We start from the raw sequence: 13,338 nt of genomic DNA on the forward strand, positions 1-13,338 counted from the left end.
TCCAAGCCAAAGGAGACTTGCGATGTTTAAAACCCTGACACTTGCCGTAGCAACCACCGCCGCGCTCGCCGTCACCAATGCCGTCGCCGCACCGCGCGTCGAGCACGTCACATTCTCCTCGCATGGTGAGCAGCTTGTCGGCGAGCTCTATCTGCCGGAGGATATGGACGCGGCAAAACCTCGGCCGGCGCTGGTCGTGACCGGCGCCTGGATGACGGTGAAGGAACAGATGCCGGCCCGCTACGCCCGCGAGATGGCCGATCGTGGCTTCGTCGCCTTGACCTTCGATTTTCGCGGTTGGGGCGAAAGCGGCGGCCTACGCCGCCAGTACGAGGATCCTAGGGCCAAGATCGCCGACATCGAAGCGGCGGTCGCCTATCTCTCGAGCCGGCCCGAAGCCGATCAGGACCGCATCGGCGGGCTCGGCATTTGCGCCAGCTCCGGCTATATGGTCACCGCCGCCGCCGAAAACGCGGCGATCAAATCGGTCGCCCTCGTTGCGCCCTGGTTACAGGATGCCGAAGTGGTCGAGCAGGCCTATGGCGGCAGGCATGGCGTCGCCAGGCTTGAAGCCACGAGCGATGCGGCAGAGGCGGAATATCGCCGCACCGGCAGACAGGCATTCCTTCCGGCCGCGAGCCTGACCGACGAGCGCGCGATCATGTTCAAGGTGCCTTACTACACCGAACCCGATCGCGGCATGATCCCGGCCTGGCGCAACGAGGCCGATCCGGCGTTCTGGCGCGGCTGGCTGACGTTCGACGCCATCCAGGCTGCTCCGCGCCTGCGCCAGCCTTTTTTGATGGTGCACAGCGAGGCGGCTGCCATTCCGAAGGGGGCGCACAAATTCTACACGCGGCTGAACAGTTCCAGGCGGGAGCTGTGGCTCGACAACGTCACCCAATTCGATTTCTACGATCGTGCCGCGCCGGTGGAGGCCGCAAGCGATGCCGTCGCCGCGCACTTCCGCGCGACGCTGGGCAGTGCGGGGGAGGCGGGACAATGAGCCTCGTCACGCGCCGGCATGTCCTGGCCTCGGCGGTTTCCGCTGCGATGATTTCCGCCGTCTCGGCGCCCGCCTCGAGCGCTCCGGGAGATGCGCTGACGGTCAAAGACAGGATCGCAATCGCCGAGGCGATTGCCGGGATCGGCCTCTATGCCGATCTGCGTGAATGGAACCGGGTCAGATCCTATCTCGCAGCCCGTGTCACGACCGACTACACCAGCCTCTTCGGCGGCAAGGTCACGACTAGCGGCCGCGACGCGTTGATCGCGCAGTGGCAAGGGCTGCTGCCGGGCTTCGACGCCACCCAGCACCTCATAACCAACATCACCGTCGAGGGCGCGGGCAATGACGCGGTCGCACGCAGCCATGTCCGCGCAACCCACTGGATCGGCGGGCGGTTCTGGACGGTCGGCGGCAGCTACCTCCACCGGCTGGTGCGGACGCCGGAAGGTTGGCGCGTCAAGGCAATCTCCATCCGCCGCTTGTACGAAGAGGGGGATCGCGCCGTGCTGGCCGCCGCTGCCGGCCGGGTAAAGGCGGAGGCCAAATGAGTGTTCGGGTTTGCGCAGGCCCAGTCGCGCGGCGAGGTTGCTCGGAGCATCGGCAACGTGACTGTTGATCGAAATGTCGGGGCAGGCTTGGCGCATGCGGCATTAGTGCCGCCAACCGCGGAGACAGGACATGACCCTTTCATTGCAGGAGGTTTCCGATAGGCTTGGGATCGAACAGCTGCTTGTTCGCTATTGCTATGCGGTGGACGATCGCGACTGGGAAGCCTATCGCAAAATATTCACACCCGATGCCGTGCTTGACGACACTGTAACAGGTGGAATCAGGAGCGGTGTGGACGAGCATGTTGCTTACATGAAAGGCGCCCTTTCGAAGATATTGATCTCGCAGCACGCCATTTCGACAATCCTTCTGGATCTCCGAGGGGATGAGGCCAGCGCGCGCGTGCATTGTTCATGCCCGATGGTGGTCGACCTCGGCGAAGGCAAAAGGCAGGTCTTCTTCCAGGGGCTTTGGTATCGAGACCGCGTCGTACGCACGTCCGAGGGCTGGCGCATAAGTGAACTTGTCGAGGAAGGCTATTGGAATCACAATTTGCCGGAGGGGTTCGCGTTCTGACGTCTGTTACGCGCTGTGCTGGATCCGCCCCGGACGCCGTTCTCAGACCTGGCAGCTACTGGCGCAACACCGTGTTCTTGGTGCCTTCTTCGACCTGGTCGATGACCAGCAGCTTGACCGGGTCGGCGCCGACATTGGTCGCCTGATGCCATTGCCCGATCATCTCGATGATGAAATCACCTGTTTGATAGGTGTTGCTCTTGCCGGTCTCGACATTGGTGACCTGAAGCGTGCCGGCCTCGACATAGGCATAGCGCGGAAACGGATGCTTGTGGACCGGCAAGGTCGCGCCCGGCGCGATCTGATAGGCCGAGACCAGGACCTGGACGTTGTTCTGCGGCAGCGTGATCGGCTGGCCGGACGCGGTCTCGGTGCGAGAGGCAAGCGGGGTCACCACTACCGGCGTCCCGCTGGCATCCAGCGCCTGGGCAGCCGTTGCGGATAGAACTACCGCGAGCAGCAGCGTCGATACCAAGATTTTTCGCATGATTCCCCCCGAGCTGCGCCAGCATTGCGCAGCGCGCATTGGCGCGCAAGCTTGTCCTGTTCAGCAGCGTTTATCCCGCTTTTCTGAACATGCCTGGCGTCATGCCATGCATGGCCCGGAATGTACGGGACAGATGGCTCTGGTCGGCGAAACCGGCCGCGATGGCGGCGTCGGCAAGGCCAAATCCCTGTTCGATCAGCGTGCTCGCCCGGCGCAATCGCCGGTCGCGGATATAGGCCGCCGGCGTCAGGCCGATCGCCTTGTTGAAGTCGCGGATGACCTGGAACCGGGTCACGCCTGCCACGCCGGCAAGCCGCTTGAGGTCGAGCTGCGAACCAAGTTCGCTTTCGATAAGGTCGCGACAGAGCGAAAATCTTCGCTGTGATCCGGAGCTTTCGATCTCTTCGGCCTGTCCGCTCGAATCGCCATGGCGAACGATCAGCCGTCGCAGCGCCACGAGCAGAGACGTCTCGGCCGTCATCGTGTCCGGGGATGTCGAGCCCTGGTGCGCTGCCGTCAATACTGCGGCGAGACTGCTGTCTTCGATCGTCGCGCGCGAAAACACCGGAGCGCCGTCGCGGCCGAGTTCGCGGGCAAGCGCGCTCATCAGCGGCACCGAAGGATAAAACGTCCGGTAGGCCCAGCCTTCATCCGCGCCGCGTTCGCCGTCATGCCACTCCTCGGGATTGACGACGGCAATGGTGCCTGCCGGAGCGAGAACGCTTTGGCGGCCGATGCGAATGCGTTCGCAGCCGGAGGTGATCAGGGCGACCACATAGGTCGGGTGCGTGTGCAGGTCGTAACGGTGCCGGGTGAAGCGCGCCTTAAACAGACCAAGGTCGGGGAAGCACGGATGGCGCCAGAATTTCCCGGTCTCTGCCGCTTCGTTTGTCCTTGCCATGGTCAATCCGGTTCAAGACGCTTCTCGTCCGGCCTTCTATGGCTGGCAGGATCAAACCGCGCCGCCTTGCCGGCGTGAAAGGAGGCATCATGCTGCATAATGACCCCATCGCCGCGCTGACACCAGAGGTCATAGGCTGGCGGCACCATATCCATGCCAATCCGGAGCTCGGATTTAATGAATACGAAACGGCGCGTTTCGTTGCAGAGAAGCTGCGCTCCTTCGGCGTCGATGAGGTGCATGAAGGGATCGGCGGCACCGGCGTCGTCGGTGTCCTGCGCAGCGGCGCTGGAACGTGCGCTATCGGCCTTCGCGCCGAGCTCGACGCGCTTCCGGTGCTGGAGAAAACCGGCCTGTCCTATGCTTCGAGGCAAGAGGGCGTGATGCACGCCTGCGGCCATGACGGCCACGCCGCGATGCTGCTCGGCGCCGCCAAATTGCTTAGCGAGTCGCGCGCCTTCGACGGCGCCGTCACTTTCATCTTCCAGCCAGCCGAGGAAAACGAGGGAGGCAGCATGCGCATGATCGAGGACGGCCTGTTCAAGCGCTTTCCGGTCAAGGCGGTCTATGCGGTCCACAACTGGCCGGGCTTCAGGCTGGGGACGATCGCCGCCCGCGTCGGGCCGCAAATGGCGGCCGTCGATAATTTCGAGCTGACCTTCGAGGGTCTTGGCGCGCATGCCGCGATGCCGCAGCTCGGCGACGACCCGATCCTGGCCGCCAGCGCCTTCGTGCAAGCCGTCCAGCGCATCGTCAGCCGCTCGGTCGACCCGCAGAGCGCGCTTGTCGTCAGCATCACGCAGATCCATGGCGGCAATGTCGGCAACATCGTGCCGGGCAAGGTCTGGCTGCAAGGCACCTGCCGCTTCTTCGAGCAAGGCCTTTCCGACCATTGCGAGAGGCTGATCGGCGAGATCGCACAAGGTATTGCCGCCGCGCATTCGCTCAAGGCCAGGCTCGACTACAGGAAGGGCTATCCGCCGCTGATCAATACGGCGGATGCGACGGCCCGCGCCGTCGAGGCCGCCGCCCCCGTCGTCGGCCGGGAGAATGTCTTGACCGAGTTCAGCCCCAGTCTCGGCTGCGAGGATTTCGCTTTCATGATCCGCGACGCCGGCGGCTGCTATGCCTGGATCGGCGCCGGCGAGGCTGGCCCGGGCAAAGGCCTGCATGGCGACCGCTACGTTTTCAACGACGAGATCGTGCCGACGGTGATGCGCTATTACGTCAACCTCGTCGAGCAGACGCTTCCGCGGGCCGATCCTTCGACAGCAGTTTTTCCGGCGTGATCGGCAACTCCCGGATCCGCTTGCCTGTGGCGTCGAAGACGGCGTTGGCAACAGCAGCGGCAACGCCGGTGGCGCCGAGTTCGCCGATGCCTTTGCCGCCGATCGGGCTGGCATGCTCGTCCACCTCATCGACGAAGTGGATTATGATGTCGCCGGGAATGTCGGCGTTGACCGGAATGGCGACCCCGGAAAGGTTCTTCGACAGGAACCGCCCAAGCACCGGTTCGTGCCTGCTCTGCTCCATGGCCGCCATGCCCCAGCCCCAGATGATGCCGCCCGTCATCTGGCTGCGTGCGGTGCGGGGATTGACGATGCGGCCGGCGCTGTAGCTGCCGACGGCGCGACGGAGCCTGAGCAGGCCGAGCCCCGGATCGACGCCGACCTCCATGAAAATCGCGCCGAAAGTGCGCATGGCGAGGCCTTTGCCATGCTGCGCCGGATCGAACGAGCCGGAGCCGGTGATCTCGCCGATGTCGGTATGACTCATCACGTCGGCGATCGTCTGACCGCCGGCAGCGCCCCTGCGGCGAATCTTGCCGTCCTGCATCTCCACCTCGTCCGGCAGCAGATTGGCAAGACGGGCAAGCTGCGAACGCGCATCTTCGGCGGCGGCAAGCACCGCCGCGCCCACCCCCATGGTCGATGACGAGCCATAGGTCGGTCCCGCCTCCGGCAGCTGCGTATCGCCCATTTCCAACTCGATCTTCTCCATCGGCAGGCCCAGCACGTCGGCTGCGATCTGCGGAAAGATGGTGAGTGTTCCGGTCCCTATGTCCTGCGTGCCGGTGCGGATGAGCACCGTGCCGTCCCTGTGCAGCCTGACCTCGGCTGCAGGCGTCGGGTGGCGGAAACAACCCATGGTACAGGTCGCCATGCCGTAGCCGATCAGCCAATCGCCGTCGCGTTGCGGCTTGCGCGGGCGCTCGCGCCAGCCGAACAGGCGGGCGCCTTCCTCATAGGCCTCGCGCAGCTTCTTCGATGACCAGGGCTGGCCGGTGGCCGGATCCGTGTCCGCATGGTTGATCAGACGCAGGTCGAGCGGATCGACGCCCAGGCGGTGGGCGAGCTCGTCCATCGCGCTTTCGAGGGCCCAGGTGCCTGGACCCTCGACCGGCGCGCGCAGCGCCGTCGGCATGGCGACGTTCGCGCGCTCGACGCGCTGGCTGAGACGCATCGCCGGCGTGGCGTAGAGACCCTTCGAGGCTTCGGTGGCGAACTCGACGAAATCGTCGCTCACGGTGGTCAGGTTGATCACGTCCTGTTGCACGGCGGTCAGCTTGCCCGAGCTGTCCGCCGCCAGCACGATCTTCTGCGCCATGCGCGGCTGATAGCCGAGACAGGAATAGGCGTTGGCGCGGCTTAGCGCCAGCCTGACCGGGCGCTGCGTGATGCGCGCAGCGGCGGCGGCCAGCACCTGATGCGGCCAGATCCAACCCTTGCCGCCGAAGCCGCCGCCGGTATGGCGGGAAATCACGCGGACCTTCCCGGCCGGGACATTCATGCGGGCGGCAAGCACCTGGCGGACACCGTAGACGTGCTGCGTGGCATCGTGCAGCGTCAGCTCTCCGTCATTCCACTCAGCGAGCGTCGCCGAGGGCTCCATCGCGTTGTGATGGCGCGACGGCTGCAGGTAGACGGCTTCGACCATGGCGGCTGCGTCGCTAAGCCCGCGGTCGACCTCGCCCTTCGTAAACGTCGGCTCCAGGAACAGGAAGCCGCTCTCCCTCGGCACGACCGCAGCCTTGTCGATGGCGGTCCACTCCGGCGGTGCCGGCAATTCCGGCTCGGCGAACTCGTAGCGTAATGCGACGCGGCGAGCGCCGGCCTCCGCCGCCTCCAGCGTCTCGCCCAGCACAATGGCAAGCGGCTGACCCTCGTGACGTATCTCGTCGCCCTGCATGGGCATGAAGCTCTGCGCTGCCGGCGGGCCTTCGGCCTGCTGCATCTGCGTATCGGGCTCGGCTCTCGGCGATGCGAACCGGCCGAATTTGGGCATGTCCTCATGCGTGAGCACACGCACGACGCCCTTCTCGGCGAGCGCGTCGTCGACCATGATCGACGTCACGCGGCCGGCCGGAACGGGCGCGGTCACGAGTACCGCATAGAGCAGGTCGGGGGCGAAATAGTCGGCCGCATAGCGGGCGCGGCCGGTCACCTTGGCGCCGCCGTCAGGGCGGGCAACAGGCTGGCTGATCATCATGACGGCATCCTCGCTGCTCTTTCGATCGCCCGCAAAGCGGCGGTCTTGGCCAGTTCGATCTTGTAGGCGTTCTGCGACAAGGGACGCGCTTCGGCGAAGGATTGCTCGATAGCGGTGCTCAACGCCTCGCGATCGCCGATTTCGGCACCGGCGAGCTGCTCCTCGGCGGCGCTCAGCCGCCACGGCCGCAGCGCGACGGACCCCAACGCCAGGGCCGCCCGACGGATAGTTTGGCCGTCCATCTCCAGCACAGCGGCGGCGGAGACGATGGCGTATTCGTAGGATTCGCGCTCGCGCACCTTGAGGTAAGCCGATCGCGGTGCCGCTGCCGGCAGCTCGATTGCCGTGATCAGTTCGCCTTGCTGCAACACATTGTCCGCCTCGGGCCGCGTATCGGGAAGCAGGTGGAATTCGGCTGCCGGAATGCGCCGGCCGCCGCTGCGGTGCGCGGTGACGATGACCGCATCAAGTGCTGCCAGCGCCACGGCCGGGTCGGATGGCTGGGTGGCGACGCAATCCTCGGTCCAGCCGAATATCGCGTGATTGTCGTTGATGCCATGCAATGCGGAGCAGCCGGAGCCGAGCTGACGCTTGTTGCATGGCAGCTGCTCTTCGGCACGGAAATAGGCGCAGCGCGTCTTCTGCAGCAGATTGCCGCCTATCGTTGCGAGGTTTCTCAGCTGCGGCGACGCTGCGTTGAGGATCGCCTGGCTCAACACCGGATAATCGCGCATCACCAGCGCATGCTGCGCGACATCGTTGAGATGCATCAGCGCGCCGATCGTCAAGCCGCCGCCTGGCAGTGCCTCGATCTGATCCAGCCCATCGAGGCGGGAGATATCGATGATCCGCGCCGGCCCGGCAATTCCAAGGCGCAGCCAATTGAGCAATTCGGTGCCGCCGGCGAGAAAGGCGCTGTCCGGCGCGGCACCGGCCGCGATCGTGTCGCCCAGGCTATCGGCGCGCGCGTAGACGAATGGGGTCATTGGCTCACCCTCCCGGCCGCCGCGCGCACCGCCTCGGCGATTTGCGGATAGGCGGAGCAGCGGCACAGATTGCCGCTCATCCATTCGCGGATCTCGGCATCGGAGCCGGTATGTCCCTCCTCGATCAGCGCCGCCGCCGACATCACCTGGCCGGGCGTGCAGAATCCGCACTGGAAACCATCATGATCGATGAACGCCTGCTGCACGGGATGAAGCGCGTCGCCGTCTGCCAGCCCTTCGATCGTCGTGACCTCGCGTCCCTCGCAGGACACGGCAAGTATCATGCAGGCATTCACACGCCGTTCGTCGAGATGCACGGTGCAGGCGCCGCACTCGCCGAAATTGCATCCCTTTTTCGTTCCGGTCAGATGAAGCCGCTCGCGCAGCAGGTCGAGCAGCGTGACGCGGGGATCGAGATCGGAAAGGCTGTGATCCTCTCCGTTCACCCGCAACCTCAATAGGTGCCGATCGTGGAAGTTCATGTGGGGGTACCTCGAAGCACATGCCGTACTCGCCGCAAGGGACTCGTCCAGCAAGCAGCCACCCACCTGTCGAGGCGAAATAGGGCGGTCAATTCCGGTGAAAAGGCGCTGCCGGTCAGGGAAGGCTAAAAAACGCGCATTTGAGATTTGCGGCGGAAACGCCCTGAATGCCGCCGCAAAAGTGTCACCGTAATTCCGTAATTCCCGTCATTCAGGTTGGCTTGGGCGGCCTACATTGGGAACATTGCCGCGCCGCTGTCCAATCTAGGGCAGGCGGCTTTCCAGGGCAGGGCGGCCTTGCGACTGGCAATGTCGTCCGGCAAATGAAAGATGAAGCTGAGAACTACGAGTTCGCAATCGGACGACGCCAGGATTCGCCGCAAGCGCACAGGAAACGAAACGTGACCGTGATCGCACTGAGGCGCTACTCGTTGCCGGCGGGCCGAGGAGGATTGCTCGTGAAGGTCGGCTAGGGACGGTATCGCGCGGCAGTGTTGAACGCGGCCTGGGGATCAGTACGATCACGAGGGAAATCAGGGAGCGGGTCGCCGCGGTGGCAAGGAGGTGCTCCATGCCGGTCGTGGCGTCTGTGACCGCAGGGGCAGGCGCTGTCGAAATCCGCACCCGGCTCATGCCGCTGTTTCCCGTGATGCCACCGCGCTGCACACGCCTCAGCCAGCACGTTCAATTCTCACCGTGACGGAACCGGGACGATCAAAGATCGAAACATCGCCGGCGACCTTCCCGAGCACAACGATGCCGGACGACGGGACGCGACCATTCCGATAGTAGATCACGAAATGATCGGAACTCCACAGCCCGAGCGTGCCGACCGAGAAGTCGCGCTGCCGTGTCTGTTCCGGAAATGGAACCGGTAGATTTGCCGGTCTTCTTCCTGGCGAAGGTGGTCGCTCATCTCAATGGCAAGCGGCAACATCTGAGCAAGAAATTTTTCGGCTTCGTTATCGGCAAGATCGGCCGTGACCTCGCCCCAGTCTGATGAAATGCCAATACGTTCTTGAGCCATCCTGGGTCCAACCATTCCAAATGCAATAGCGCCAGCGCTCAGCAGTGATTTCAGCACGGGTCATTCCTCCGTTTTCTAGGCAGATGGAGCCCGCCCCAGCAAACACAGGCTCCATCTCGTCAGTCACGCGGAGAGGTGCTGATTGAAGAAGCTGGTAAGCCTGTCGAACGGAATCAGGTCCACACGGTCGTAGAGATCGACGTGACCGGCGCCCTGGACCCAAACCAGTTCCTTGGGCTCGGCTGCCAGTCTGTAGGCTTCCTCGCTGAATTCCCTCGAATGCGCCTGATCGCCGCTGATGAACAGCATTGGGCGCGGCGAGATCGTCTCGATGTCATTGAACGGGTAGAAGTTCATGAATTTGACGTTGCTGGTCAGCGTCGGCTTAGTCGTTATCTGGTCGGAGACACCCGCCGGGGTAAACTCTCCGCGGGGTGTCCGATAGAAATCGTAGAACTCGCGCTGGATGGGATGCGTCGACGCGGTCAGTTCGAGATCAGTGCCGCCCGTATACTGGACTTGGCCGCCTTCGAATTCGGAGTAGCGCTGTTCGGCGGCCGCTGCGATGATCTGCTTCCGTTGCTCGACGCTTAGCGAGTGATTGAGTGCGTTTCGGTTCGCCGCGCCCATGTCATACATGCTGACCGTGGCGATGGCGCGCATGCGCGGGTCGATCTTGGCGGCGCTGATGACGAAGCTGCCGCTGCCGCAGACACCAATCGCGCCAATGCGGTTGCGGTCCACGAACGCGTGTGTCCCGAGGAAGTCCACCGCCGCGCTGAACGCCTCGGCGTAGACATCCGGCGAAACGATCTGTCGGGCTTCGCCCTCGCTCTCGCCCCAGGATGGCAGGTCGATCGCCATGGCGATGAAGCCCTGCTCGGCCATCTTGGTGGCATAGAGGGTCGCGCTTTGCTCTTTCACCGCGCCCATTGGATGGCCGACGACGATGGCCGGATGACGTGCATTGCGGTCGAGGTTCTTGGGAACGAGCAGATTTCCCGCAATATTCATCTGGTATTGGCTTTTGAAGGTCACTTTCTCCAGCGTCACCTGACCGCTTGTATAGAAATTGTTTGCACCGTTTGACATGTCTTGAGCCTTTGCGAAGGGAAAGTTGAAGAGTGACGCCCCACTGAAGGCGGCGATGCCGGAGCCGGTCAGCTTCAAAAGCTCCCGCCGGTGGATTTCACGCGCTGGTATTTTCGTATCAGGGGTATTCAAAGGCATTTCCGATCTCCTGTAAGTTTGGGTTGGAATTGAACCACTCGCCACTTTGGCCAGTCCTCTTCGAGTTTGAGCAGACGCCGACCGTTGCCGATCAGCGCGATTGCGAAGCCGGCCAGAACCAAGCTGCCGATGAAGATCGCGGAGATCGTCAGACCATACAGCAGCACCCCTCCGACTACCGCGCCCAGAAGGATCGAAGCCTGGATCGCCGCGACCATCAGGCTTGCCGGCGGCCTCGGCCGCATTTTGCGACATCCATGTCATCCAAATCACCGACATCGCGGTAATGCATTGTTGCAGTGCAAACCTAATGGTTTTGCCATAAAGCGATTACCCATATAAATCGGCATGAACCTATCGACTATATCGAATAATCCGCTGCAAGCGACGGAGAGAGAAACTTCATGGCCAGAACCGATCTCAACCAGTTGACGTGGTTTCAGGCTGTCGCAGAAGAGCGCAGCTTCACCAAGGCGGCGGCAAAGCTCGGCGTCGCGCAATCGACGCTCAGTCACACGATCAAGCAGCTCGAAACACGCATGGGCATACGCCTTCTGACCCGCACGACGCGTAATGTCGCGACGACCGTTGCGGGCGAAAGGCTGCTACAGACGATCACCCCGCGCATTGGTGAAATCGAAGACGAGATCACAGCGCTGATGGCGCTCCGCGAAAAGCCGTCAGGCTCGATCAGGTTGACCCTGTCCGACCACGCGCTCGAAAGCGTGGTCTGGCCGAAGCTTAAGCCGGTCCTCAGCGGCTATCCCGACATTGGCGTCGAACTGATCCTGGACAGCACCTTCCGCAACATTGTCGAGGAAGGCTTTGATGCCGGTGTCCGGCTTGGAGAGAGCGTCGAGAAAGACATGATCGCGGTCCGCATCGGCCCGGACTGGCGCTTAGTCGCCGTGGCTTCGCCGCGATACTTCGCGGCGCACGGCGTGCCTGTGCATCCGCAGGATCTGGTCCGGCACGTCTGCATCAACATGCGTCACGAAACCGCCGGTGGTCTGTACGCATGGGAGTTCGAGCAGGATGGACAGGCGCTGCGTGTCCGTGTGGACGGTCAACTTACCTTCAACAACTCCTACGCCATGATCGACGCGGCAGCGAGTGGCTATGGCATCGCCTATGTTCCCGAGAACATCGTGGAGCGGCACGTCGTCTCAGGATTGCTGGTGAAGGTCCTCGACGACTGGTCACCCTTCTTCGATGGCTATTTCCTCTATTATCCGAGCCGCCGCCAAAACCTTCCTGCGTTCAAGATCATTGTCGACGCGTTGCGGCATAGGGATCCGTCGGGATCGTGATGTCCCTTCGTCATATTGCACTCAGGGGCGTGGTCGATAGCGGCTCATTCCTGAATCTCGATAGGCGCAGCAGGAAAGGCTTAGGTCGAGGTCCGGTATCCAACTTGAAGCGTTCGTTATAACCAGAACATCGCGTCGATGCTTGCGCGGGCGTTGGCCACAACTTTCTTCCCCATCGCGCCGGCTGGAGCGAAGCGCATGATCCTACAGGGAAATTGAATAGGTCGCAGCCGCATCGCACCGCAGCATGCATGTTGGCTCCCCGGGCCGGATTCGAACCAGCGACCAACCGGTTAACAGCCGGTTGCTCTACCACTGAGCTACCGGGGAACAGAGGCTCTTGCGTGAGTGGGGCAGCCTATAGCAAACCCGTTTCGGCTTTGCAAAGAAGCATTTCGCATTTTTTCGATGCTTTTTGGCGCAGGGCTTGCTGGCAATGGCCGGCGAGCGCCCTCATATGAGCTATCTCTCGCATGTCACGGAACAGAAAAGGCCGTTGCGGCTTTCTCCGGCTGACGGTGCTACTGATGCAAACGGATCGACATTTCACATGACGGCAATGAGCGACGAACAGCCACCGGCCCGGAAAATCTCGGTCTTCGGCCGCCAGTTCACCATGCCGCGCTCGCGCGGCCTCAGGATTGCGATCGGCGTCGTGCTGATCATCGGCGGCATTCTCGGCTTCCTGCCGATCCTGGGTTTCTGGATGGTACCGATCGGACTGCTGGTGCTCTCCTACGAATTTGCCCTGGTGCGTCGTCATCGGCGCCGCTTCGTCGTCTGGTGGGAGCGACGGCGCCGGCCTGACTGAGATTGCCCCGCTGACGGCCGCCAGCCTGCCATATGTCGGCGAGCGGCGTCGTCCGCCCATACGTTTACCGAGGTTGGTCGAAGCAGCTCTCCAGACGTTCGCAAAGCTCCTTGAGAACGGCGGTAGCCGATGCCAGCCGCGCCCGGTCGCGCGGCGGCAGGGTGTTTGCGCCTTCTATGCTGAGGCGGTCGATGGCATAGCGCACAAGCTCTGCAGACTGCGACAATCCGCGCGACGTGCCGTCCTTCGTAGCTGCTCGACGCATGGCGGAGCCTCCTCTTTGCCCAACGTGGCCGCCGGTTTCGGGTTCCCGTCGCCCAGAATCATGCTTAACGATAAGCTAATATGTTATTGCTAAGATGGGCATTGCGTTGATAAGGCAGGGCATGGAAGGTCGAGGAACCGTTGGGAATGCATGGTGGCCGCTTGACGGCATTTTCGCCGCAACCTATTGGAGCCGGGTGGAACGCTGGGAGCAATG

The 13,338-nt window shown here is 62.9% G+C and carries 16 protein-coding genes and 1 tRNA gene; 6 read left to right on the top strand and 11 right to left on the bottom strand.

What is annotated here, in order from left to right:
• Positions 1-22 precede the first annotated feature (22 nt).
• From NKH41_RS16845 to NKH41_RS16855, 3 genes are all read left to right on the top strand, one after another.
• Complete coding sequence (locus NKH41_RS16845; RefSeq protein ID WP_352614022.1) at positions 23-1,006, top strand: alpha/beta hydrolase; 984 nt, start codon at positions 23-25, stop codon at positions 1,004-1,006.
• Positions 1,003-1,557, top strand: a complete 555-nt coding sequence (locus NKH41_RS16850) for a nuclear transport factor 2 family protein (RefSeq protein WP_352539717.1) — start codon at positions 1,003-1,005, stop codon at positions 1,555-1,557. The genes NKH41_RS16845 and NKH41_RS16850 overlap by 4 nt, the downstream gene beginning before the upstream one ends.
• A 130-nt stretch (positions 1,558-1,687) precedes the next feature.
• The gene (locus NKH41_RS16855) at positions 1,688-2,134 is read left to right on the top strand and encodes a nuclear transport factor 2 family protein (RefSeq protein ID WP_352771466.1); all 447 of its coding nucleotides are present in this window, start codon (positions 1,688-1,690) and stop codon (positions 2,132-2,134) included.
• A 55-nt stretch (positions 2,135-2,189) separates the two neighbouring features.
• Here the strand turns inward: NKH41_RS16855 and NKH41_RS16860 are convergent, their stop codons facing one another.
• Together NKH41_RS16860 and NKH41_RS16865 are read right to left on the bottom strand one after the other, a co-directional pair.
• Entirely contained in the window at positions 2,190-2,621 is a 432-nt protein-coding gene (locus tag NKH41_RS16860) for a cupin domain-containing protein (protein WP_352470368.1), read from the bottom strand.
• Positions 2,622-2,691: 70 nt separating this feature from the next.
• Complete coding sequence (locus tag NKH41_RS16865) at positions 2,692-3,522, bottom strand: AraC family transcriptional regulator (protein WP_352771465.1); 831 nt, start codon at positions 3,520-3,522, stop codon at positions 2,692-2,694.
• Positions 3,523-3,611: 89 nt separating this feature from the next.
• Between NKH41_RS16865 and NKH41_RS16870 the strand changes: the two genes are divergently transcribed.
• Entirely contained in the window at positions 3,612-4,811 is a 1,200-nt protein-coding gene (locus NKH41_RS16870) for an amidohydrolase (protein ID WP_352539724.1), read from the top strand.
• On the opposite strand, the gene NKH41_RS16875 is transcribed toward NKH41_RS16870, so the two are convergent.
• The 7 genes from NKH41_RS16875 to NKH41_RS16905 all read right to left on the bottom strand — a co-directional run bounded on the left by NKH41_RS16875 (position 4,750) and on the right by NKH41_RS16905 (position 10,954).
• Positions 4,750-7,011: a xanthine dehydrogenase family protein molybdopterin-binding subunit gene (locus NKH41_RS16875; protein ID WP_352771462.1), complete on the bottom strand. Its 2,262-nt coding sequence runs from the start codon at positions 7,009-7,011 to the stop codon at positions 4,750-4,752. The genes NKH41_RS16870 and NKH41_RS16875 overlap by 62 nt on opposite strands.
• Positions 7,008-7,997, bottom strand: coding sequence for an FAD binding domain-containing protein (locus NKH41_RS16880; RefSeq protein WP_352766811.1), 990 nt, complete (start codon positions 7,995-7,997; stop codon positions 7,008-7,010). Before NKH41_RS16880 ends, NKH41_RS16875 begins: the two co-directional genes overlap by 4 nt.
• A complete protein-coding gene (locus NKH41_RS16885) occupies positions 7,994-8,479 on the bottom strand; it encodes a (2Fe-2S)-binding protein (protein WP_352539766.1) in 486 nt (161 codons plus the stop codon). Before NKH41_RS16885 ends, NKH41_RS16880 begins: the two co-directional genes overlap by 4 nt.
• Positions 8,480-9,150: 671 nt before the next feature.
• Entirely contained in the window at positions 9,151-9,297 is a 147-nt protein-coding gene (locus NKH41_RS16890; RefSeq protein ID WP_352766966.1) for a hypothetical protein, read from the bottom strand.
• Positions 9,273-9,563: a hypothetical protein gene (locus tag NKH41_RS16895; protein ID WP_352771458.1), complete on the bottom strand. Its 291-nt coding sequence runs from the start codon at positions 9,561-9,563 to the stop codon at positions 9,273-9,275. Before NKH41_RS16895 ends, NKH41_RS16890 begins: the two co-directional genes overlap by 25 nt.
• Before the next feature lie 66 nt (positions 9,564-9,629).
• Complete coding sequence (locus NKH41_RS16900) at positions 9,630-10,676, bottom strand: alpha/beta hydrolase (RefSeq protein ID WP_352771456.1); 1,047 nt, start codon at positions 10,674-10,676, stop codon at positions 9,630-9,632.
• A gap of 50 nt (positions 10,677-10,726) precedes the next feature.
• Entirely contained in the window at positions 10,727-10,954 is a 228-nt protein-coding gene (locus NKH41_RS16905) for a hypothetical protein (protein WP_352470377.1), read from the bottom strand.
• 186 nt (positions 10,955-11,140) lie between these two features.
• Here NKH41_RS16905 and NKH41_RS16910 point away from each other — a divergent pair, with 186 nt between their 5' ends.
• The gene (locus NKH41_RS16910; RefSeq protein WP_352771454.1) at positions 11,141-12,046 is read left to right on the top strand and encodes a LysR family transcriptional regulator; all 906 of its coding nucleotides are present in this window, start codon (positions 11,141-11,143) and stop codon (positions 12,044-12,046) included.
• A 255-nt stretch (positions 12,047-12,301) separates the two neighbouring features.
• Here NKH41_RS16910 and NKH41_RS16915 read toward each other — a convergent pair.
• Positions 12,302-12,376, bottom strand: a tRNA-Asn gene (locus NKH41_RS16915).
• Positions 12,377-12,596: 220 nt separating this feature from the next.
• On the opposite strand from NKH41_RS16915, the gene NKH41_RS16920 reads away from it, so the two are divergent.
• Entirely contained in the window at positions 12,597-12,857 is a 261-nt protein-coding gene (locus tag NKH41_RS16920; RefSeq protein ID WP_023676401.1) for a hypothetical protein, read from the top strand.
• Between the two features lie 64 nt (positions 12,858-12,921).
• On the opposite strand, the gene NKH41_RS16925 is transcribed toward NKH41_RS16920, so the two are convergent.
• Complete coding sequence (locus NKH41_RS16925) at positions 12,922-13,122, bottom strand: hypothetical protein (protein WP_352451402.1); 201 nt, start codon at positions 13,120-13,122, stop codon at positions 12,922-12,924.
• Between the last annotated feature and the right edge of the window lie 216 nt (positions 13,123-13,338).

Origin of the sequence: Mesorhizobium sp. M1169, from assembly GCF_040318345.1 — a bacterium.
GTDB lineage: Bacteria > Pseudomonadota > Alphaproteobacteria > Rhizobiales > Rhizobiaceae > Mesorhizobium.

Bases quoted from the DNA above. Each gene is read 5' to 3' on its own strand.
- NKH41_RS16845 (WP_352614022.1), top strand. From the start codon at position 23: ATGTTTAAAACCCTGACACTTGCCGTAGCAACCACCGCCGCGCTCGCC.
- NKH41_RS16850 (WP_352539717.1), top strand. From the start codon at position 1,003: ATGAGCCTCGTCACGCGCCGGCATGTCCTGGCCTCGGCGGTTTCCGCT.
- NKH41_RS16855 (WP_352771466.1), top strand. From the start codon at position 1,688: ATGACCCTTTCATTGCAGGAGGTTTCCGATAGGCTTGGGATCGAACAG.
- NKH41_RS16860 (WP_352470368.1), bottom strand. From the start codon at position 2,621: ATGCGAAAAATCTTGGTATCGACGCTGCTGCTCGCGGTAGTTCTATCC.
- NKH41_RS16865 (WP_352771465.1), bottom strand. From the start codon at position 3,522: ATGGCAAGGACAAACGAAGCGGCAGAGACCGGGAAATTCTGGCGCCAT.
- NKH41_RS16870 (WP_352539724.1), top strand. From the start codon at position 3,612: ATGCTGCATAATGACCCCATCGCCGCGCTGACACCAGAGGTCATAGGC.
- NKH41_RS16875 (WP_352771462.1), bottom strand. From the start codon at position 7,011: ATGATGATCAGCCAGCCTGTTGCCCGCCCTGACGGCGGCGCCAAGGTG.
- NKH41_RS16880 (WP_352766811.1), bottom strand. From the start codon at position 7,997: ATGACCCCATTCGTCTACGCGCGCGCCGATAGCCTGGGCGACACGATC.
- NKH41_RS16885 (WP_352539766.1), bottom strand. From the start codon at position 8,479: ATGAACTTCCACGATCGGCACCTATTGAGGTTGCGGGTGAACGGAGAG.
- NKH41_RS16905 (WP_352470377.1), bottom strand. From the start codon at position 10,954: ATGGTCGCGGCGATCCAGGCTTCGATCCTTCTGGGCGCGGTAGTCGGA.
- NKH41_RS16910 (WP_352771454.1), top strand. From the start codon at position 11,141: ATGGCCAGAACCGATCTCAACCAGTTGACGTGGTTTCAGGCTGTCGCA.
- NKH41_RS16920 (WP_023676401.1), top strand. From the start codon at position 12,597: ATGACGGCAATGAGCGACGAACAGCCACCGGCCCGGAAAATCTCGGTC.
- NKH41_RS16925 (WP_352451402.1), bottom strand. From the start codon at position 13,122: ATGCGTCGAGCAGCTACGAAGGACGGCACGTCGCGCGGATTGTCGCAG.